17 protein-coding genes are annotated in these 21,531 nt (G+C 66.1%); 11 read left to right on the forward strand and 6 right to left on the reverse strand.

Annotation, left to right across the window (positions count from 1 at the left end):
* Window positions 1-66: 66 nt before the first annotated feature.
* Both AC1DRD_RS15575 and AC1DRD_RS15580 read left to right on the forward strand, forming a co-directional pair.
* Window positions 67-990 carry a Gfo/Idh/MocA family protein gene (locus tag AC1DRD_RS15575; RefSeq protein ID WP_478042050.1) on the forward strand — a complete coding sequence of 308 codons (924 nt, stop codon included), beginning with the start codon at window positions 67-69 and terminating at the stop codon, window positions 988-990.
* A gap of 39 nt (window positions 991-1,029) precedes the next feature.
* On the forward strand, window positions 1,030-1,875 hold the full coding sequence (locus AC1DRD_RS15580) for a ThuA domain-containing protein (RefSeq protein WP_478042051.1): 846 nt from the start codon (window positions 1,030-1,032) through the stop codon (window positions 1,873-1,875).
* Between the two features lie 13 nt (window positions 1,876-1,888).
* Here the strand turns inward: AC1DRD_RS15580 and AC1DRD_RS15585 are convergent, their stop codons facing one another.
* Window positions 1,889-3,175, reverse strand: coding sequence for a sugar MFS transporter (locus AC1DRD_RS15585; protein ID WP_478042052.1), 1,287 nt, complete (start codon window positions 3,173-3,175; stop codon window positions 1,889-1,891).
* A 178-nt stretch (window positions 3,176-3,353) separates the two neighbouring features.
* Here AC1DRD_RS15585 and AC1DRD_RS15590 point away from each other — a divergent pair, with 178 nt between their 5' ends.
* Window positions 3,354-5,150, forward strand: coding sequence for an IlvD/Edd family dehydratase (locus tag AC1DRD_RS15590; protein WP_478042053.1), 1,797 nt, complete (start codon window positions 3,354-3,356; stop codon window positions 5,148-5,150).
* Window positions 5,151-5,298: 148 nt separating this feature from the next.
* On the opposite strand, the gene AC1DRD_RS15595 is transcribed toward AC1DRD_RS15590, so the two are convergent.
* From AC1DRD_RS15595 to AC1DRD_RS15605, 3 genes are read right to left on the reverse strand one after another with little or no spacing between them, the layout of a single operon-like run.
* On the reverse strand, window positions 5,299-6,033 hold the full coding sequence (locus tag AC1DRD_RS15595) for a FadR/GntR family transcriptional regulator (RefSeq protein ID WP_478042054.1): 735 nt from the start codon (window positions 6,031-6,033) through the stop codon (window positions 5,299-5,301).
* 42 nt (window positions 6,034-6,075) lie between these two features.
* Window positions 6,076-7,047: an AraD1 family protein gene (gene araD1, locus AC1DRD_RS15600; RefSeq protein WP_478028763.1), complete on the reverse strand. Its 972-nt coding sequence runs from the start codon at window positions 7,045-7,047 to the stop codon at window positions 6,076-6,078.
* Window positions 7,044-8,624: an aldehyde dehydrogenase (NADP(+)) gene (locus AC1DRD_RS15605; protein ID WP_478042055.1), complete on the reverse strand. Its 1,581-nt coding sequence runs from the start codon at window positions 8,622-8,624 to the stop codon at window positions 7,044-7,046. The genes araD1 and AC1DRD_RS15605 overlap by 4 nt, the downstream gene beginning before the upstream one ends.
* 228 nt (window positions 8,625-8,852) lie before the next feature.
* On the opposite strand from AC1DRD_RS15605, the gene AC1DRD_RS15610 reads away from it, so the two are divergent.
* Window positions 8,853-11,549: a TonB-dependent receptor gene (locus tag AC1DRD_RS15610; RefSeq protein ID WP_478042056.1), complete on the forward strand. Its 2,697-nt coding sequence runs from the start codon at window positions 8,853-8,855 to the stop codon at window positions 11,547-11,549.
* 130 nt (window positions 11,550-11,679) lie between these two features.
* Here the strand turns inward: AC1DRD_RS15610 and AC1DRD_RS15615 are convergent, their stop codons facing one another.
* Entirely contained in the window at window positions 11,680-12,813 is a 1,134-nt protein-coding gene (locus AC1DRD_RS15615) for a CaiB/BaiF CoA transferase family protein (RefSeq protein ID WP_478028766.1), read from the reverse strand.
* Window positions 12,810-13,979: an extracellular solute-binding protein gene (locus AC1DRD_RS15620; RefSeq protein WP_478042057.1), complete on the reverse strand. Its 1,170-nt coding sequence runs from the start codon at window positions 13,977-13,979 to the stop codon at window positions 12,810-12,812. Before AC1DRD_RS15620 ends, AC1DRD_RS15615 begins: the two co-directional genes overlap by 4 nt.
* A 72-nt stretch (window positions 13,980-14,051) precedes the next feature.
* Between AC1DRD_RS15620 and AC1DRD_RS15625 the strand changes: the two genes are divergently transcribed.
* The 7 genes from AC1DRD_RS15625 to AC1DRD_RS15655 are packed head-to-tail and all read left to right on the forward strand — an operon-like array spanning window position 14,052 to window position 21,531.
* Window positions 14,052-15,224, forward strand: a complete 1,173-nt coding sequence (locus AC1DRD_RS15625) for a CaiB/BaiF CoA transferase family protein (RefSeq protein WP_478042058.1) — start codon at window positions 14,052-14,054, stop codon at window positions 15,222-15,224.
* Complete coding sequence (locus tag AC1DRD_RS15630; RefSeq protein ID WP_478042059.1) at window positions 15,221-15,670, forward strand: MaoC family dehydratase; 450 nt, start codon at window positions 15,221-15,223, stop codon at window positions 15,668-15,670. The genes AC1DRD_RS15625 and AC1DRD_RS15630 overlap by 4 nt, the downstream gene beginning before the upstream one ends.
* A 3-nt stretch (window positions 15,671-15,673) precedes the next feature.
* Complete coding sequence (locus AC1DRD_RS15635) at window positions 15,674-16,675, forward strand: sugar ABC transporter substrate-binding protein (RefSeq protein ID WP_478042060.1); 1,002 nt, start codon at window positions 15,674-15,676, stop codon at window positions 16,673-16,675.
* Window positions 16,669-18,159, forward strand: a complete 1,491-nt coding sequence (locus AC1DRD_RS15640; RefSeq protein WP_478042061.1) for a sugar ABC transporter ATP-binding protein — start codon at window positions 16,669-16,671, stop codon at window positions 18,157-18,159. Before AC1DRD_RS15635 ends, AC1DRD_RS15640 begins: the two co-directional genes overlap by 7 nt.
* Entirely contained in the window at window positions 18,156-19,316 is a 1,161-nt protein-coding gene (locus AC1DRD_RS15645) for an ABC transporter permease (RefSeq protein WP_478042062.1), read from the forward strand. Before AC1DRD_RS15640 ends, AC1DRD_RS15645 begins: the two co-directional genes overlap by 4 nt.
* Window positions 19,316-20,485 (forward strand): extracellular solute-binding protein, encoded by a 1,170-nt coding sequence (locus AC1DRD_RS15650; protein ID WP_478042063.1) that lies wholly within the window; start codon window positions 19,316-19,318, stop codon window positions 20,483-20,485. The genes AC1DRD_RS15645 and AC1DRD_RS15650 overlap by 1 nt, the downstream gene beginning before the upstream one ends.
* Window positions 20,482-21,531, forward strand: a complete 1,050-nt coding sequence (locus AC1DRD_RS15655) for a Gfo/Idh/MocA family protein (protein WP_478042064.1) — start codon at window positions 20,482-20,484, stop codon at window positions 21,529-21,531. Before AC1DRD_RS15650 ends, AC1DRD_RS15655 begins: the two co-directional genes overlap by 4 nt.

Below are 21,531 nucleotides of genomic sequence, written 5' to 3' on the forward strand. Positions count from 1 at the left end.
TGGTTGCTAGCAGGCCGGCCGGCCGATAGGAATATGTATGAGTATTTATTTGGGCATGGAGTGGGCATGAAGAAGTTGCGGATCGGACTGGTTGGCCTCGGCAAGATCGCGCGGGATCAGCATCTGCCGGCGCTCGCCGCGAACGCGGACTACGATCTTGTCGCGATCGCCAGCCGCAACGCGACACTCGATGGCGTTGCCAACTTCCCGACGATCGACGCGATGCTCGGCGGCGATGTCGCACTGGATGCCGTATCGCTTTGCACGCCGCCTCGTGGCCGCTTCGATCAGGCGCGCATGGCGATCGAGGCGGGGCTGCATGTCATGATGGAGAAGCCGCCGGCGGCGACGGTATCCGAAGCGGTCGCGCTGGCCGAACTGGCGCAGGCAAAAGGCGTGGTGCTGTTCGCCACATGGCATTCGCGTGAAGCAGCGGGAGTTGAACCGGCGCGCGCCTGGCTCGCCGGGCGACGGATCGATGCGGTCCGAATCGCGTGGCGCGAGGATATCCGCCGCTGGCATCCGGGGCAGGATTGGATATTGGAGGCGGGTGGGTTCGGCGTGTTCGATCCCGGGATCAATGCCCTGTCGATCGCGACCAGGATCCTGCCCGAGCCCTGGCGCGTGGACACCGCGACGATCAGCGTTCCTGCCGGCCGACAGGGGCCACTCAAGGCGACGCTCGGGATGTTGACAGGCGCCGTACCAGTGTCGGCCGAATTCGATTTCCTGCAGACCGGCCCACAGACCTGGGACATCGAAGTCGATACCGATGCCGGCACGATGGTGTTGTCGATGGGCGGCTCGATCCTGCGCCTTCCCGGAGAGCCGCCGCGCGAAGCTGCGGACACCGAATATCCCGGTCTCTATCGGCGCTTCGCGGAGCTGGTCGCGACCGGGAAAAGCGATGTCGACTTGCGGCCGCTTCAGCTCGTGGCGGACGCGTTCCTGATCGCGGAACGTACGACCGGCGATGCGTTCGAGTGGTGATCGTCTGCGGACAACCGGAAAAAACGGGGGAGTGAGGCCATGATGTTGCGTGCTGCGCTGGTGTTCGCGATCACCCTCCAGGCCACAAGTCCGGCGCCGGTCGCGCCACCGCCGCGTGATCCGCGCAATTGGCCGACGCCGGTTATGGACACCGTCCCACCGCCGATCCCGGCAATGCGCAAGGGCGCGGTGCTGGTGCTTTCGAAGACCAACGGCTTCCGCGATCCCGATCAGATCGCCGCCGCGAAGACGGTGCTCGTCGGGCTCGTCCGCAAACAGCATCGCGACGTATTCGAGACCGAGAATGCTGCCGTGATGAACCCGCGCGACCTCGCGCGTTTCGCAGTGGTCGTGCTCAGCAGCACCAGCGGGACGATCTTCGACGATAATCAGCGTGCGGCGTTCAAGACATGGGTCGAAAAGGGCGGCGGTGTGGTGCTGCTCCACGGCGCTGGCGGCGACCCGCAATATGACTGGAGCTGGTACCCGACCACGTTGATCGGTGCGCAGTTCATCGGTCATACCGGCCGGCCCAAGCAGTTCCAGCAGGGGACGATCGACGTGATCGACCGCAGCAACCCGGCGACGCGCGACCTGCCGGCGAAATGGGTGCGGACCGAGGAATGGTATTCGTTCGATCGGGTGCCGACCGGCAATGATACCCACATCCTCGCGACGCTCGACGAGAGCAGCTACGAACCGTTTCCCGAGCGCGTGCGGATGGGCAAGCTCCATCCGCTGATCTGGACGCGCTGCGTCGGTCGCGGGCGGGTGTTCTTCTCGGCACTCGGCCACAAAGCGGAGACCTATTCGGAACCGCTCCACCAGAAGATGATCAGCGGCGCGATCCGCTGGGCCGCGCGTGCGGAAGGGGTAGGCTGCTGATTCTGCCCGGCCGTCACGCCGGGTTGGTCACCTTGCAGCCCCACAGCGCGTAATACAGCACATACATCTCGCACAAAGCCGTGACGATGAAGGCGAGCTGGATGCCGAAATTGTCGGCGACGCTGCCCTGGATGAAGACCAGCGCACCGCCGGCGATCGACATGATCAGCAATCCAGATCCTTCCTCGGTCAGTGGTCCCAGGCCGCGGATCGCAAGCGCGAAGATCGTCGGGAACATGATCGAGTGGAACAGGCCGACGGCGATCAGCGCATACATCGCCGTCGGGCCAGGCACGAAGGTCGCGATGAGCGCCGACACCAGCGCCCCGATGGCGAACAATGCGAGCACCTTCTCCGGCGCGAAATAGCGCATGATCCACGCACCGGCGAAGCGGCCGACCATCATCCCGCCCCATACGAAGGTCAGGTAGAAGGCGGCCTGCTCATGGGTGATGTTGGCGATATGGGGCTGCGACGCGAAGTTGATGAACAGGTTGCCGACGCCGATCTCCGCCAGCACGTAGAGAAAGATCGCGCCGCAGCCGAGAATCAGGTTGCGGTGCTTCCACAGCGACAGATGCTTGCGCTCCTCGGCATTGGCACGCTGCGTCGCCGCGCCCAGCGCGGGCAGCTTGGCGCGGGCGATGACGACGGTCAGCACCGCGAGCACGATCGCGACGATCAGATACGGTAATTCGGTCGCCTGCGCGTCGGCCATGCGCTGCGCGTGGCTCAGCTGGACACCCTCGGCCGAAGTGCCGGCGGTGGTGCGGGCGAGGATCAGATAACGGCCGAACACGATCGCCAGCACGTCGCCGGTGGTGTTGAACGCCTGGACCAGGGTGAGCCGCGACTCCGCGGTCTGGGGCGAGCCGATCACCGCGACATAAGGATTGGCGGCGACCTGGAGCAATGCGATTCCGCACGACACGATGAACAGGGAGGCGAGCGTGACACCATAGGAAGGCAGAATGGCCGCCAGGATCATCCCCAGTGACCCCACCGTCATCACCGCGAGCCCGATCGTCAGCGCCTTTTGATAGCCGATCCGCTCGATCAGCTTGGCCGCCGGAATCGAAGCGACGAGATAGCCTACGAACCAGGTCGATTCGATCAGGGTGGTCTGCAGGTAATTGAGCTCGAACACGCTCTTCAGGTGCGGCAGCAACGTATTGTTGATGACCGTGATGAACCCCCACATGAAGAAGAGGCTGGCGAGCAAGGCGAGCGCCGGCCCGTACCTGCCGCCGCTCGGCATTTCGACCTGCTGACGCGGGGTAGTTGCCGCGGGACCTGCCATCTTCCTCTTCCTTTGTACGACCGCAAAGCTTGTGCCTTGGCTAATTGTCTGATTATATATCGCTCGTGCCGCGGTCAATCCGGTCGGTATCGAAAGGAGGGGCGGCATGCATAATGTATTGATATTCATGAAATTCGCGCCCGCCTCGCGCCTCGTCCAATTTCCCCTGGAGCCCTGAATGCCCTCCGACAACAAGCCCAAGCTCCGCAGCCGCGCCTGGTTCGACAATCCCGACAATGTCGACATGACCGCGCTGTATCTCGAGCGGTACCTGAATTTCGGCCTCAGTCTTGAGGAGTTGCAATCGGGCAAGCCGATCATCGGCATTGCGCAGACCGGATCCGACCTCAGTCCCTGCAACCGCCATCATCTCGTGCTCGCCGAGCGCGTGCGCGAAGGGATACGCGAGGCGGGCGGCATCGCGCTCGAATTCCCGGTCCACCCGATCCAGGAAACCGGCAAGCGCCCCACCGCCGGGCTCGACCGCAACCTGTCCTATCTCAGTCTGGTCGAGACGCTCTACGGCTATCCGATCGACGGCGTCGTACTGACGATCGGCTGCGACAAGACGACGCCCGCCTGTCTGATGGCGGCGGCGACGGTGAACATCCCGGCGATCGCCTTGTCGGTCGGGCCGATGCTCAACGGCTGGCACAAGGGCGAGCGGACAGGCTCGGGCACGATCGTCTGGAAAGCGCGGCAGCTGCTCGCGGCAGGCGAGATCGACGATGCCGAGTTCATCCGCCTCGTCGCTTCGTCGGCGCCCTCGACCGGTTATTGCAACACGATGGGCACCGCGACGACGATGAACTCGCTGGCCGAGGCGCTCGGCATGTCGCTGCCCGGATCGGCGGCGATCCCGGCCCCGTATCGCGACCGCCAGGAAGTCGCCTATCGCACCGGCAAGCGCGTCGTCGAGATGGTCGCGGAGGATCTCAAACCGTCGGATATCCTTACCAAGGAGGCGTTCCTCAACGCCATCGCGGTCAATTCGGCGATCGGCGGATCGACCAACGCGCCGATTCACCTGACCGCGATCGCGCGCCATATCGGCGTCGAAGTGCCGCTAAAAACCTGGCAGGACCATGGCCACGCCATCCCGTTGCTGGTTAATCTCCAGCCTGCCGGCGAATATCTGGGCGAGGATTATTACCGCGCGGGCGGCGTTCCGGCGGTGGTCGCGCAATTGATCCAGCACGGCTTGATCGCGGAGGAGGCGATGACCGCCAACGGCCGCACGATGGGCGACAATTGCCGCGACGCCGCGATCGAAGACGAGAAGGTCATTCGCCGGTTCGACGATCCGCTGATGCAAGACGCCGGCTTCGTCGTCCTGTCAGGCAATCTGTTCGACAGCGCGATCATGAAGACCAGCGTGATCTCGCCCGAATTCCGCGAGCGCTATCTCTCGAACCCCGACGATCCCGAAGCGTTCGAGGGGCCGGTCGTGGTGTTCGACGGGCCGGAGGATTATCACGCGCGGATCGACGATCCCGCCTCCAACATCACCGCCGGGACCCTGCTGGTGATGCGCGGCGCCGGGCCGATCGGCTATCCGGGCGCGGCCGAGGTGGTGAACATGCGGCCGCCCGCCCACCTGATCCTCGACGGAGTCCATGCCTTGCCGTGCATCGGCGACGGCCGCCAGTCCGGCACGAGCGGCAGTCCTTCGATCCTCAATGCCTCGCCCGAGGCCGCGGCGGGCGGTGCGCTGGCGCTGCTCCGGACCGGCGATCGCGTGCGCATCGACCTCAGGCGCGGCACTGCCGACGTGCTGATCGACGACGCCGAGCTCGCCGAGCGGCGGCGCGCATTGGAGGCGGCGGGGGGCTATCGCTATCCCGCGTCGCAGACCCCGTGGCAGGAGATCCAGCGCGCGGTGGTGGGCCAGCTCGGCAGCGGCGCCATCCTGGAAGGGGCGGAGGCCTATCAGCGCATCGCCCAGACCAAGGGCCTGCCGCGCGACAATCACTGACGCTCCAATTTCCCCTCCCTTTAAGGGAGGGGATTAAGGGGTGGGTGAGTATCGGGCGAGGCTCGATGCCTCGTCCGATACTGTTTTGCCGATAGGTTATTGAGTCTTTTGGGCGCGCAGACGCGCGCACCCACCCCCGACCCCTCCCTTACAGGGAGGGGCGCTTTGTTACTCCCCCCCCCGGCAATTCCATATCTGTCAGCGCTAGTCGCAGCAGGTCGGTCATCGCGCGCCGCGCGCCATCTTTATCCTTCGCTTCGATCGCCGCATGGACGCGGCGATGATCGGGGAGCGGGTCACGCGGCAGGCTGCGGCGGCGCTGCTTGAACTTGGTGGTCCAGCTCACCGCCGCGCCGACCGTGCTGGCCAGCGCGGTCAGCGGCTCGTTGCGCGCGGCGGCCAGGATGGCGCGGTGGAAACGCTGGTCGGCGGCGCGCCCGCGTTCGTCGGCCAGGCCGAACGCCTGCATGCCGTTGAGCGCCTCGGCCATTTCGGCCAGATCGCGGTCACTGCGCCGTTGCGCCGCGAAGGCGGCGGCGGCGGGCTCGATCACTTCGCGCAGCTCGAACAAATCGACGATGAACTGGGGGTCGGGCTCGCCCTCGAACGTCCAGGCCAGGATATCCGGATCGAGCAGGTTCCAGCGGTTGCGTGACGTGATTCGCGTCCCTGCCTTGGGCCGGCTTTCGACCAATCCCTTGGCGGCCAGGATACGGATCGCCTCGCGATAAGCGGTCCGCGAGATGCCGAGATCCTCGCTCGCCTCGATCTCGCCGTCCAATATGTCACCGGGCTTGCGGATGCCGCCGACGATTTCGATGCCGAGCTTGCGCGCGATCGTACCATGGATGCGTGGCGCGGGAGGGGGGCGGTCGTCATCCATCGACCGTGCCAGCCTATGCGGTCGTGATCCCGGTGACAATGCTCACAAGCTGCGCACCGCCACCGGAATTGGGTCCTCCTGCGCGAGCGGGTTGCGCGCCGGCAGCGTAAAGGGCGGTGCTTCGACCTCGAACACGTCGCCCGGCTCGGTCTTCACCCCGTCGCTGAACGACAGCGTCGCGGTGCCGAAGAAGTGGACGTGCAGATCGCCAGGGCGGCGAAAACCGGCATATTTGAAATGATGGTGCTCGAGATTGGCGATGCTGTGCGACATGTTCGCCTCGCCTGAGACGAACGGCTTCTCCCAGATCACTGCGCCGTCGCGCAGGATGCGGCTGGTGCCGCGCACATCTTGGGGCAGCTCGCCGAGCAGCAATTCCGGGCCGAGCGCGGCAGCGCGCAACTTCGAATGCGCGAGCCAGAGGTAATTGCCGCGCTCGGTGACATGGTCGGAGAATTCGTTGCCCAGCGCGAAGCCGATCCTGACCGGTGCGCCGTCCGATGCGATCAGATAGATCCCGGCGATCTCGGGTTCCTCGCCGCCATCGAGCGCGAAATCGGGCATGGCGAGCGGCGCATCGGGCGCGGCCAGGATCGCGCCGTCGCCCTTGTAGAACCATTCGGGCTGAACGCCGATCGCGCCGGTCTCGGGCTTGCCGCCTTCGACACCCATCAGGAACATCTTCATCGAATCGGTCGGTGCCGGATTCTCGATCGCCGCGCGGTGCATCTTGTCGCGCCCCTCGGCCGAGCCGAGATGAGTGAGGCCAGTGCCGCTGACCAGCAGGTGCGCAGGGTCGGCATGGTCGATCGGACAGAGCAGGGTGACGCCGGCAAGATCGACCGCCTCCCCCAGCCGCGCGCCCGCGAGTTCGGCGAGCGACACGCCGGCCGCCATTGCTTCGTTCGCCAGCGCTAGAGTCGTCGTCGCACCGGTCACGCGGCGCGCCCCGTCGTCATCCAAAGCCGCGACGCCGCGCGCACCATCGTCGAATTGGATCAGGGAACGGATCATTTCGGCGACTCCTCACGCTGGCCGTCGATGCGGCGGGCGATCCCCCATTCATTCGCGTCGCCAATCGCGGCGGGGATCAGGCCGGCCGGCAGATTCTGGAAGCAGACCGGACGCAGGAAGCGCTCGATCGCCTTGCTGCCGACCGACGTGGTGCGGCTGTCGCTGGTTGCGGGGAAGGGCCCGCCATGGACCATGGCATGCGCGACCTCGACTCCGGTCGGCCAGCCGTTGGCCAGGATGCGGCCGACCCGGCGGGCCAGCAGCGGCAGGATTTCCGCGGCAGCGGATTCGTCGGCCGGATCGATCTGGATCGTCGCGGTCAATTGTCCTTCGAGCCCGGTAACGACTTTCGCCAGCTCGGCAGTGTCGCGGCATCGCACGACGATCGAGGACGCGCCGAACACCTCGTTGCCCAGCGCTGAATCGGCGAGGAACTGCTCGGCGCTCGTCTCGAACAGCGCGCCCACTGCCTGGTTGGCGCCGTCGCAGGCGCACCCTCGCGCGACGGTGCGGACGGCGTCATGTCCGGCGAGCGCGCCGACACCCTTCTCGAACGCGGCGTGGATGCCCGGGGTGAGCATGGTCGAGGACTTGCTGCCTTCGAGCACCCGGCCCGCGGCCGCGACGAATGCGTCGAGATCGGGACTGTCGAGCCCGATGACCAAGCCCGGATTGGTGCAGAACTGCCCAGCACCCATCGTCAGCGAGGCGACGAACGCCTCCGCCAGCGCTGGCCCGCGCGCGGCGAGCGCGGCGGGGAACAGGATGACGGGGTTGATGCTCGACATCTCCGCATAGACCGGGATCGGCTCGGCGCGCGTCGCCGCGATCCGTACCAGCGCCAAACCGCCGCCGCGCGATCCGGTGAAGCCGACTGCCTTGATCCGCGGATCCGCGACCAGCGCCCCACCGAGCGCGTTGGTCTCGCCAGGAAGGTAGGAGAAGACGCCCGCCGGCAGGCCGCTCGACGCCACCGCCGCGGCGATCGCGCGCGCTACCAACTCCCCGGTGCCGGGATGCGCGGGATGGCCCTTCACGACCACTGGACACCCGGCCGCCAATGCCGAAGCGGTGTCGCCGCCCGCAACCGAAAAGGCGAGCGGGAAGTTCGACGCGCCGAATACGGCAACCGGCCCCAGCGGGAGGTTCATCCGCCGAAGATCGGGGCGCGGCAGCGGTTGACGGTCTGGAAGAGCCGGATCGATCGTAGCGTCAAGCCAGTCGCCTTGGCGGACGACGGACGCGAACAGGCGAAGCTGCCCGACGGTCCGCGCGCGCTCGCCTTCGAGCCGGGCGCGAGGCAGGCCGCTCTCCTGCATCGCACGAACGATCAATTCATCGCCGATGTCGAGGATCGCCTGCGCCGCGGCATCGAGGAACGCGCCGCGCCTTTCGGGTGTGATCGCCGCATAGGCGGGAAAGGCTGCCTCGGCGAGCGCGCAGGCCGCGTCCACCGCCTCGGCTCCGGCAGAGGAGAAATCGGGCCGCAGAGCCTCACCGGTCGCGGGGTCGACCGAGGTGAAGCGGGTATCGGACTGGCGCGCCTCTGCACCGATCAGGATGGAACCGTCTATCAAGGAATGTCTCCAATAACTCAGACATAATTAGCCCGCTTAGTCTGTCGCTTCAACCCCATCGACGTTCCTCCGAATCTCGCAATTTATCAGCATGATAAATCATGATTTCTTCCCGAGACGGCCGCTCTTTGACCAGGATTGACAAGCATATAATCATACAATATCACGATAATTAGTACTATAAATCAAGCACGGCAGATAAGCCGAAACCGCCTTGGGAGGAGAGGAATGAACTATTCCGGTCAGATTCGTTGTGGAGTCGCGCTTGGCGCGATGATCATCGGCCTCACCGCCGGCGCGGCGCATGCGCAGGACGCGGGCACACCTGCGCCCCAGGCGGCCGATCCGGCACCGCAGACTGCCGACGGCTCGGCTCCGGCGGAGATCGTCGTCACCGGCGTCCGTGCGTCGATCGCCAGTGCGGCAGATCGCAAGCGCACTGCCTCGCAGATCGTCGATTCGATCGTCGCCGAGGATATCGGCAAGCTTCCCGACAACAACGCCACCGAGGCGCTGCAGCGTATTACCGGCGTCCAGGTGTCGCGTGACGTGGGCGAGGGCAGCTCGATCGCCATTCGCGGCCTTCCCCAGGTCGAAACCACGCTCAACGGGCGTGAGACCTTCACCGCCGGCGGCGGCCGCACCTTCAACCTGCAAGATCTCCCGGCCGAACTGATCAGCCGGATCGACGTCTACAAGTCACCGAGCCCCGACCTGATCGAAGGCGGCCTGGGCGGCTTGGTCGATATCCGGACGCGGCGACCGCTGGATCTCCCCGGTTTCTCGGCGAGCGCGACCCTGCGGAATTTCTATGGCGATCTGATCGGCAAATCGAAGCCGTCCGCTTCGGTCCTGCTTAGCGACCGCTGGCACACGGGCATTGGCGAGATGGGGGCGATGATCAGCGTCTCGTACCAATTGCGACCGTATCGTCAGGACCTCGATTCGACCGGCGCACCGGGATCGCGGCTGAACGTCATTGCCGGGCAGCAGGTGTTTGCGCCGAACGGCAACAACCAGGTGCTGATTACCGGCGAACGCGAACGTATCGGCGCCAATGCGGCTTTCCAGTGGCGGCCGGCGCCCAATCTCGAATTCCTGATCGAGGGCCAATATCAACGCTTCAAGGCGACGCAGCAGCAATATAACGCGCTATTCCAGAGCGCCGGTACCGCAGTCGTGCCGGGCAGCGCCACGACCTTTCCGGGCACGCAGGACATTTCTCAGGTCACCTATGCCAATCAGTCGCTGACCGCCGGCAGCACCGAGCGCGACTTCAAGGACGAGAACAGGTCCATCTCGCTCAATGGCAAATGGACCAGCGGACAATTCACGCTGACCGCGGACGGCACCTATACCAAGTCGACCAACGATCTCTGGTATACCGAGCTCGACCTGGTCACCACGGTGCCCACCATCACGCAGCAATTGGGGACCAATCCGCCGTCGTCATCGACGGGAGCGTACGACCTCTCCGACCTCAGCAAGTACAAGGTCGGCAACCTGACGCGGAACGAGAATCACTATTCCGGGCATGAGGCGGCCGCGCAACTGGATGGCGAATACAAGGTCGATAGCTGGCTGAGTTCGATCAAGTTCGGGGTCCGGTATTCGGACCGCACGATCGCGCAGAACAACCCGCTTCGTTATACCGGCAAGACGCCGAACACGAACCCGGCAGCGTATCCGGGGCTGTTCCAGGCCAATGGCTATGGCGACTTCTACGACAAGACCGCTGCCGGCCTCGATTTCCAGCGCAACTATCCCTACGCCGTGGTCGGCCAGCTGGCGAACAACTTCCAGGGTGTCCTGAGCCAGCTCGGTCTGACGGGCGCGCTTGCTCCATCGGTCACATCGGTCAATTCGCAACTTGCCGCATTCAATGCCGACGAGTCCGTCTGGGCCGGTTATGCGATGGCGAGCCTCAAATTCGGTCCGGTCGATGGCAATATCGGCGTCCGATATGTCCGGACCAAGGACACGATCGTCGGCAATCAGCTGAAAACGACCACGCTTCCGGGTGGCGGACTGACCCCGGTCGTGCCCAATGTCGTCGAGCCGGTCTCGGTCCACAACAGCTATGACGATTGGCTGCCCAGCGCGAACTTCCGCATCCACCTGACGGACAAGCTCCAGCTCCGTTTGGCCGCATCGAAGACGCTTACGCGACCCGACTTCAGCCAGCTCTCGCCAGCGCTTACCGTGGTGCCGGGCCAGCTTGCCGCCAGTCAGGGCAATCCCAATTTGAGCCCGATCAAGGCGAACAACGCCGACATCTCGCTCGAATGGTATTTCAACAAGACCGGATCGGTCTACGCCGCCGGCTTCTACAAGGACGTCCAGGGCTTCATCTTCACGCGCCAGACGACGGGTGTGACGATCGGCGGGCTGACCGGCTATACGCTGTCGGCGCCGGAGAATTCCGGCGACGGCAAGGTTAAGGGCTTCGAGGTCGGCTATCAGCAGTTCTTCGATTTCCTGCCGGGCTTCCTGTCGGGCCTGGGGATGCAGGCGAATTTCACTTATGCCGACAGCAAGGCGCCGACGTCGCTGGTCGGTTTCTCGGCACCTCTGACTCAGTTGTCGAAGACGAGCTACAACATCGTCGGCATCTACGAGAAGAACGGCGTATCGCTGCGCGTCGCATACAACTACCGCTCGAAATTCCTGTCGAGCATCCTGGGCGGTGCCTATACGGACGCGGCCGGCGGGCTTCACACCTTCACCTGGCCCGTTTACACCAAGGGCTATGGTTGGCTCGACGCGTCGTTCAACATCGACGTGACCAAGCACTTCACGCTGTCGTTCGATGCGCAGAACCTGCTGCGCACGCAGATTCAGCAATATTATCAGGTCCAGACCCGGCCCGGGCAGTTCACGATCGACGATCGACAGTTCATGATCGGCGTCCGCCTGAAATACTGATCCGACGAGAATACCCCATCCGGCCGGATGCTCTGCTCAAGGGGGAGCTGAAGATCCGGCCGGTACTTCCCCTGAACCTCCGACTGGGCACGAACCTCTGGTTCGTGCCCTTTTTCTTCGGACGTGTGGCTCAGTCGTCGAGCGAGAATTCGCGGACGATAGCCTCGCTATGCTCGCCGATGCGCGGTGCTGCGGCCGAAGTGCCGACGCGCGCGCCATTCACGCGAATGGGCGCGCGCGTAGTAGTGATCGGCGTGGCTCCGCGCTTGAGGCGTTGGAGCATGTCGAGCCGCGTGAAGGCTTCTTCCGTCAGCAAAGTCGGCCAGTCGCTGACCGGCGCACACCAGATGCCGTCCGCGCGCAGCCGCTCGATCCATGGCTGGGTCGTGCAGCCCGCCAGAAGCACCGCGATGTCCGCCTTGATCGCGTCCCGCTCGGCAAAGGCGTCGCGGCCGGCGAGCGGGAGGTCGAGCGATCGCCCGAGCAGATCGAGCGGAGTCATCGCCAGCGCGAGCCAGCCGTCGCTGGTGCGATAGACGCCGTATGGCGCCGCGAGATAGGCATGAGCGTTGTCGACCGCCGCGCGTTGTGGGAGCCGGCCGCCATCGTTGAGATGGGTGGTCAGCACCTCGAACTGGAGGTCGACCATCGCCTCGATCAGGCTGGTCTCGACCGTCGCGCCATTACCGCTGATCCCGCGCCGGACCAAAGCGGCCAATATCCCTTCGACCAGGACATGACCGGCGAGCATGTCGGCGACCGACAGTCCGAACGGCACCGGGCCGTCCGACGCGCTGCCGCTCAGCCACATCGCGCCCGACAAGGCCTGGGCGAGCAGATCCTGGCCGGGCAAAGCGGCCCAGGGACCATCCTCGCCATAGCCGGAGATGCTGCCGACGATCAGTCGCGGATTGCGCGCCCTCAGCGCTGCCGGCCCGAAGCCGAGTCGGTCGGCGACGCCGGGGCGGAAATTCTGGATGACGACATCGGCCCGGTCGATCAGCCTTTGGACGCGCCGCGCGTCGGTCGGGTCCTTGAGGTCGGCGGCGAGGCTCTGCTTGTTGCGGTTGATCGCATGAAAGAGCGTGGAGTCGCCGGCAAGATCGGTGTCGCTGAGATAGAGCGTGCGGCAGATGTCCCCGCCATCGGGCCGCTCGACCTTGATCACACGCGCACCAAGATCGGCGAGGCGCAACGCCGCCGACGGGCCCGACAGGAACTGGGCCATGTCGATGACGAGAAGACCGTCGAGCGGGGCGGTCATCGGCTCGCGCGATAGAGCTGGTTGAGCGCCGCGATCGCCTCCACCGCCGGCTCGCCGCCGCGCAGCGCCGTGTTGATCCGTTCGGAGGCGGCGTGCTGGAACGGCATATAACCGTCATGCCGCGGGCGGACCCAGGCACGGTCGAGCGTCGCGCGCGTGGCGCGGTAGAAATCGTTGGTTGCGGCGTTGACGCTGTCCGCGTCCCACGCATCGGCGTGGCCGGGCTGGCCACCGTGCCGCGCGATGAGGTCGCGTTGCGCTTTGCCGTTGGCGACCCAGGCGGCGAAGCGCGCCGCGGCGGGCGGATTGCGGCCATAGGCCGACACCGCCATCCCGGTGCCGCCGAGCGTCGATCCGGTGGGGCCGTGATCGAGCGCGGGAATGTCGGCGAAGCGCACCGTCTCCGGCCGGAGCCCGTCGATCGCATAGCTGACATAACCGTAAATCAACGGCGCGATCGCAAGCTTGCCGGCAGGATCGGCCATCGCCTCGAGCATGTCGATCGGGTCCATCGCATAGGCCTGCTCGTCGACCTGTCCGGCGAGCGTCGCGAGCAGATCATATGCGCGTGCGGCCTCGGCGGGGAAGAGGTCGTCGCCGGCGCCGTCGAGCGTCACGCCGGCGAGCCCGCACAAGGTGAACAGACTCATCAGGCTATGCGGCGGCTTGAGCGGCAGCGAGGCGCGGCCATCCGCCGCGAGCGCGGCAAGTGCCCGCCAGTCGGTCACCGGCGCCGCGATGCGCGATGGCACCCAGGCCTGGACCTGCGCCGCGGCGTCGATCGGCAGCGCCCATTGATGCCCCGCCCAGGTGTAACTCTCATATGATCCGCCGATCGAGCCGGACGCGATCCCCTCCAGCGTCGGGGGATCGATCGCCTCATCGATCGGCAGCAGGCAATTACTGGTGGCGACCTGTCCGACATGCGGATGGTCGATCACGATCAGGTCGTAGCGCCGCGCGAGCTCCTCGACCGGATAGCTTTCGAAATCCTGGAGCGAGCGTTGGTCCCACTCGATCGTCTCGCCGGTCAGCGCCTTCCATTCGATCGATGCGGCAACCAGCGGATCGTAGCCGCGGGAATGGTTCCAGGTCATGCCGCGCATAGTCGCGCCTTGCTCCATCGATTTGATCGTCGCCCGTTCGGGAAACGGTTGACTCGCCATTCGGCCGCCAATAGCAGTTCGACAAAGATAATATAGTCATACTTTTTAGGAGCTGGTCGAGTGGAAGCGGCGATGCGGGATGGAGGCGGGAATGGATCGCCCGGCGCATTGCCGCTCAACGGCATAACCGTGCTCGATTTCAGCCAGTTCCTCGCCGGCCCATCCTGCGCGCTGCGCCTCGGGGATCTCGGCGCCCGGGTGATCAAGGTCGAGCGGCCCGACGGCGGCGATGCCAGCCGGTCGCTGTTCCTCGCCGACACCGCGTTCGATCAGGACAGCGCACTGTTCCACGCGATAAACCGCGGCAAGCTGAGCTACACCGCCGACCTCAAGCAGGCGACCGATCTCGCCGCGGTGAAAGCGCTGATCGCGCGCGCCGACGTGCTGATCCACAATTTCCGGCCCGGGATCATGGACCGGCTCGGGCTGGGCTGGGACCAGGTGTCCGCGCTCAACCCACGGCTGATCTATGCCGGTGTCAGTGGCTATGGTCCGGATGGGCCCTGGCGCGATCGCCCGGGACAGGACCTGCTCGTCCAGTCGCTGTCGGGCATTGCCTGGTTGTCGGGCGACGCCGACGGCGCGCCGGTCCCCGCGGGATTGTCGATCACCGACATGATGGCGGGCGCGCAGCTTTGCCAAGGCATCTTGGCGCTGCTCGTTCGGCGCGGGGTGACGGGCAAGGGCGGGCGGGTCGATGTCAGCCTGATCGAGACCGCGATCGATCTCCAGTTCGAACATCTCTCGGTGCATCTCAACCGCGGCGGCGCGATGCCGGCGCGCAGCGAATTGGCCAATGGCAATGTCTATCTCGCCGCGCCCTATGGCATCTATTCCACCGCCGACGGCTATCTCGCGCTGGCGATGACGCCGGTCGATCGGCTGGGGGAAGTGATCGATCTGCCCGTGCTGGCGGGGTTTCCGGTGGACCGCTGGTTCGCCGACCGCGACGCGATCAAGGCGCTGATCCGCGACCATCTCAGAACGCGCGCCACCGCCAATTGGCTGGCGTTGCTCGAGCCCGCCGGAATCTGGGCGGCGCCGGTGCTCGACTGGCCGGCGCTGATGGCGGAACCCGCCTTCGCCGCGCTCCATGCGACTCAACAGGTGCGCTCGCTCGATGGCGCGGCGCTGACGCTGACCCGCTGCCCGATCCGCGTCGACGGCGCGATCCTTACGTCTCCGCGCGCGGCGCCCCGGCTCGGGGCCGACCGCTTATCCATCGACCGGGAACTTGGCCAATGATCGTCGAGCAATATTTCGAGGACTATGAGATCGGGTCGGAGCGCACGAGCTTCGGCCGCACCATCACCGAGACCGATTTTGTCGTCCATGCCGGCCATACCGGCGACTTCTTCCCGCATCATATGGATGCCGAATGGTGCGCGACCCAGGACATCGGCCAGCGTATCGCTCACGGCACGATGGTCTTTTCGATCGGCATCGGCCTGACCGCGACAACGATCAACCCGCACGCAATGTCCTATGGCTATGATCGGCTGCGCTTCATCCGCCCGGTGCATATCGGCGATACGATCACGACGATCACGCGCATCGCCGACAAGCGCGACCATCCCAAAAGAGCGTTGCACGGCGTCGTTACCGAAGCGGTCGACGTTCGCAACCAGCGCGGCGAGACCGTGCTGGCGTGCGAGCATCTCTATCTCGTGGCGCGCCGTCCGGCCGACTGAACGATGCGGCTGCGCCCGATCCCGATAGCCTTATGCGTGATGGTCGCCGCGGTGGCGGCAGCGTCGTTGGTCGGCGTACGACAGGCGGCGCGGGCGGAGGCGGGCGTGGTTAGCAGCAGCAGGACTGGCGGGCCGCGCTATGGCCTGTCGACGGTCGGGCTGAGCTATCCCTTCGCCGCAGCGATCGCCAAGGGGTTCAGCGACGCTGCGGCGCGGGCCGGGGCGAGCGCGGTGGTGCTCGACGCCAAGGGCGACGTCCAGAAACAGGCCAACGACATCGACGATCTGATCGCGCAGCGCGTCGCCGGAATCGCGGTGATGCCGCTCGATTCGGTGGTTGCGCAGGGCTGGGTGCGCCGTGCCAATGCGCAGAACGTACCGATCGCGGCGGTGGCGGCGTTGGTCGGCGATCCCAAGACGCGATCGGTCGAAGACGTCTATCCCGGCCTCGTCGCGCTCGCCTCGCAGGACGAAGTGGCGGCGGGGCGCGCGGCGGGGAGCCTGGCGCTTCGCTGGCTGCCGCGCGACCGGCTGGCGCGGATCGCGATCATCGAGGGCGCGGCCGGATTCCCCGAGGTCGAGCAGCGCGCCCGGGGATTCCGCGCGGCGCTCGACACAGCAGGCGCACGCTACGTCGTCGTCGCATCGCAGCCCGGCAATTGGACCAGCGAAGGCGGCGAGGCAGCGTGCCAGAACATCCTCGCCGCGCATCCTGACATCGACCTGTTCTACAATGAGGCCGATGACATGATGATCGGTTGCGCGCGCGCGGTCCGCGCCGGCGGCTCGCGGGCGCGGCTGATCGGGGTGGGCGGATCGAAGCTCGGCATCGCCTCGATCAAAGCCGGCGCGGTCGACGGTACGGTCTGCTTCAAGCCGAAGGCGCTCGGTGCCCTGGCGTTCGCGGCGCTCCATGACAGGAATGGCAATACGCCGCGCTTCCGCACCTATCCGATCCCGGCGGTCACGCGCGCCACGATCGGCGAATGCGTCGGGCAATGGTAGACGCGCCGCTCCTCCAATTGCGCGGGCTGGAGAAGGTCTGGCCCAACGGCACCATCGCGCTGCGCGGGGTCGATCTGACGGTGCGCGCAGGCAAGGTTCATGGGCTGCTCGGCGCGAATGGCGCCGGCAAGTCGACGCTGATCAAGGTGCTGGCGGGCGCGATCCCGGCGAGCGGCGGCAGCATCGAGTGGCGCGGCGAGCCGGTGCGCTGGACCAATCCGCGCGCCGCGCGGGCCGGAGGCGTCGCCACCATCTATCAGCATATTCCGCTCGTCCCGACCTTGTCGGTGCTCGAGAATATGCTGCTCGAGCAGCGCGGCGGATGGCGCATCGACCGTGCCGCGCGCGACCGGGCGATGGCGGTCGCGCAGTCGCTGGGCGACCCGTTCGATCTCGATGCGATCATCGGCGACTTGCCGATCGGCACGCGCCAGATGGTCGCGATCGCGCAGGGGCTGATGAGCGACCCCGCCTTGCTGATCATGGACGAGCCGACCGCGTCGCTCGCGGGCGACGAGCGCGAGCAGGTCTATCGCACTATCCGCCGACTGGCGGGCGAGGGGCGGGCAATATTGTTCGTCTCGCACTTCCTCGATGAGATCGTCGCGCTGACCGACGAGGTCACCGTGCTGCGTGATGGCCGTGCGGTGCTCGACGCGCGGACGGCGGACCTCGACGAAGCGGCGATCGCGGCGGCGATTGCCGGGCGCTCGGTTACGGCGCTCGAACGAGTCGAGCGGCCCCCTCCGGCAGGTAGCGCGTTGCTCGATGTTCGCGACCTCGCCTCGCCCGGAAAGCTCGCGCCGACGACTTTCTCCATCGCTGCCGGGGAGATCGTCGGCATCGCCGGCATGCTCGGCTCGGGTCGCAGCGAATTGCTCCACGCGATCTTCGGTGCCGATCCCGCGGCGCGGGGCACCGTCCTGCTCGGCGGGGAGGAAGTGGGCCGCGATCCGGCCGAAGCGGTCGCTGCGGGCATCGCTTTGGTGCCGGAGGATCGCGCTGCGCAGGGATTCATTCCTGGCATGACGATCGCCGAGAGCATCGCTTTGCCGCATAATGGCTGGCTGATCGCGCCGCGTCGCGAGCGCGCTGTGGCGACCGCCGCGATCGACGATCTCGCGATCAAGGCGCCCGATGCAGAGGCTTTGGTGGGCGAACTTTCGGGCGGCAATGCGCAGAAAGTGGTGATCGCCAAATGGCTGACCCCGCGCACGCGCCTATTGCTGCTCGACGAGCCGACCGCCGGGATCGACATCGGCGCACGCACCGACATCCTGCGGCTGATCCGTCGCCTTGCCGATCAGGGATTGGCGGTTTTGCTGGTCAGCTCGGAATTCGAGGAATTGCTCGCCGTCACCGATCGCGTCCTGGTGATGCGCGACGGCGCGATCGTTGCCCAGGTCGATCCGGCGACGACTGACGAGGCCGGGCTGATCCAGCTCGCCAGTGGAACCCAATCCAGAACGGACATCGCCGCATGACCCGAACCATCGACTGGCGCCGGACCTTCGGTCTGCGAGAAGCGGGCGTCTATTACGCGCTGCTGATCCTGCTCGCGTTGCTCGCGGCAATCGCGCAATCGCGCGGCTTGCCCAATTATTTGTCGCCGCAGAATCTCGGCAACATCGTCTACCAGGCATCTTTGGTCGGGATCATGGGCGTGGCGATGACGGTGATGCTGATCACCGGCGCGTTCGACTTGTCCGTGGCGTCGGTCGCGGCGCTCGCCGCGGCGGTGTTGGTCGGGTTGGCACCGAGCATCGGCTTCCCGCTGGCTGCCGGCGCCGCGATCGTCACCGCGATCGCGGTCGGCATCTTCAACGGCGCGATCGTCCAGTTCGTCGGGATCAATGCCTTCATCGTCACGCTCGGCACGCTCACCGCGGTCAGGGGCTTAGTGCTCGTCCTGACCGATGGACGCTCGCTGATGGTCGAGCGCCCCGACGTGCTCGAGCAGATGCTGGCGTTCGAGAGCACGCGCGTGCCGATCTTCTGGGCTGCCTTGCTGTTCGCAGTAGCGCTGCTGGCGCTCGCGGCGTGGAAGAGGCGGCCGCTTGACGCGCTGGCAGGCGTGGTCGTCGCGGTGCTGGCGCTGCTCGCGGGGAGGGGTTTCACCGTCGCGGCGCCCGTCGTCTATCTCGCGCTGTTCACGGTCGCGGTCTGGGCGGTGCTGCGCTTCACCGTCATCGGGCGACGCATCTACGCGGTCGGCGGCAATGCCGAGGCGGCGCGGCTGTCGGGGATCAACGTCCATGCCTACAAGCTCGGCGCCTTCGTCCTGTCGAGCGCGGCAGCCGGGTTCGCCGGCGTGCTGTTCGGTTGTCGGTTGGGCGCGATCAACCCGACCGCGCTCCAGGGTACCGAACTCACCGTGATCGCCGCCGCGATCCTGGGCGGCACCTCGTTGCTGGGCGGCGCGGGCAGCGTGCTCAAGACCGTGATCGGCGCGCTGTTACTGTTCACCCTGACCAACGGATTCAACGTGCTCGACCTCGGCGCCAGCTATCAGGGACTGATCGAGGGCGCGGTGGTGATCGCCGCAGCCGCGATCTACACGGTCGGTGGCGACCGCCGGCGCGCGCGCCGCGCCGTGGTCGACACTGCGCCCACCGCTCCTGCCGTGGCGGAGGCCGGCTAATGGCGAAGCTCCGCATCGCGGTTCGCCGCTTTGGGCCGTTCGAAAGCGCGATTGCCGCGCAATTCGCCGATTTTGCGCGCAGCTATGGCGTCGAGGCCGAACTCGAGACGGTGCCGATGGACCTCAACCCGTTGCACGAAAGCGTGATCGGACAGCGCGGGCTTGCGACCGGCGCATGGGACATCGCCTTCCTCAACACCGACTGGCTGGCCGAGGCGGTTGCCGATAATCTGCTCGAAGATCTGACGCCGCACATGGCGCGCGCACCGATCGCCGATTTTCCCGACGCCTGGAGCCAGTCGCTGACCGGGCTGCAGCGGTTCGATGGCGGCTTTTGGGCCATGCCCTATCACGACGGCCCGGAATGCCTGATCTATCGCAAGGACTTGATCGCCGAACCTCCCGCAACTTGGGAGGAATTCCACGCCCTTGCACGCCAGCATCACGACCCCGCCAGCGGCCGCTACGGCACAGTGCTGGCGCTGTTCCCCGACGGGCACAACAGCTTCTACGATTTCTGCATCCAAATCTGGTCGCGCGGCGGCGAAGTTTTTGACGCCGCCGGCCGGCCGGATTTCACCTCCCCGGCCGCGCACGCCGCGCTCGATTTTCTCCGAATGCTGGCGACCGACCAAGATGCGATCGCCCCCGACTGCCGCTCGCTCGACAGCGTCCAATCAGGGAGCCTGTTCGCCGAGGGCAAGGTCGCGCTGATGGCCAATTGGTTCGGCTTCGCTGCCCATGCCGATACCGCCGCGGACAGCCGGGTGCGCGGACTGGTCGACGTCGCGCCGCTGCCGGCGGGGCCGGGCGGGCGCAGCGTGTCGCTCAACGTCTTCTGGGTGCTCGCGATCGGATCGGGATCGGCGAACAAAGAACTCGCCTGGGATTTCCTCCGCCATTGCGCCACCGCGCCAATGGACCGGCTGACCACGACAGAAGGCGCGATCGGCGTGCGGCGCTCGACCTGGACCGATCCCGAGATCAACGCGCTCATGCCTTATTATCACCGGCTCGAATGGCTGCACGAACATGCCCGCGAGATGCCGCTGACGGCGGACCTGGCGCGGATCAGCCATATCGTCGACGATCTGATGACCGCGGCGGTGACGACCGATCGCGCGACGGCGGATCTCATCGCAGAGGCACAGGCAAGGGGGGCGTCATGACCGCGCTCCAGCAGCAATGGCCGATGCCCTCGAAGCCGCGGCCGATCGTGATCATCGGTACCGGCGGCATCGTCGCCGACGCGCATTTGCCCGCTTATCGCAAGGCTGGGTTCCACGTCGCCGGCCTGTTCGATCTCAACCAGGATCGCGCTCGGGCGCTCGCGGCGCAATGGGACGTGCCGCACGTCTTCGCCTCGATCGAGGAAGCGGCGAGGGCCGATGCGGTGTTCGACGTCGCCGCGCCGCCGGTGGTGCATCGGGCGATCCTCGAGGCGCTGCCCATAGGAGCGGCGGTGTTGCTGCAGAAACCGATGGGGCTCGACCTCGCCGAAGCGACTGCGATCCGGAGTATGGCAGAAGCGCGTGAGCTCACCGCATCGGTCAATTTCCAGCTACGTTATTCGGCGATGATGCTCGCGATCGCCGATGCGATTCGACAGGGCTGGCTCGGCGAGCTGGTCGAGGTCGAGATACGTATCAACCTCGTCACGCCCTGGCATCTGTTTCCGCATCTCAAGCCCAATCCACGGGTCGAGATCGTCAGCCATTCGATCCATTATCTCGACACGATCCGCGCCCTGATCGGCGACCCGCAAGGCGTGTTCGCGCGGAGTTTCGGCCATCCGTCGAGCGAACTCGCCGACACGCGGACGTCGATCCTGCTCGATTACGGCGACACGCTCCGGGTGCTGCTGTCGATCAACCATCATCACGATTTCGGCCGCCGTCACCAGGACGCGAGCTTCCGGGTCGAGGGCACAGACGGCGCGACCCAGGCCAAGCTCGGCGTGCTGCTCGATTATCCGGCGGGCGAGCCCGACGAACTCTGGCTCGCCCCGCGTGGCGGACCGTGGGAGCAGGTCGCGCTCGCGGGCGCCTGGTTCCCCGACGCGTTCATCGGCCCGATGGCCAATCTCCAGCGTTTCGCCGCGGGCGAGGACGAGGTGCTTGCTACTCGCGTCGATGACGCCTGGCGGACTATGGCGCTGGTCGAAGCCTGTTATAGGGCGGGCAAAGTGCCCGGCACTCCAATTCCCCAACTTTGA

The organism is Sphingomonas sp. P4_G2 (genome assembly GCF_056401155.1).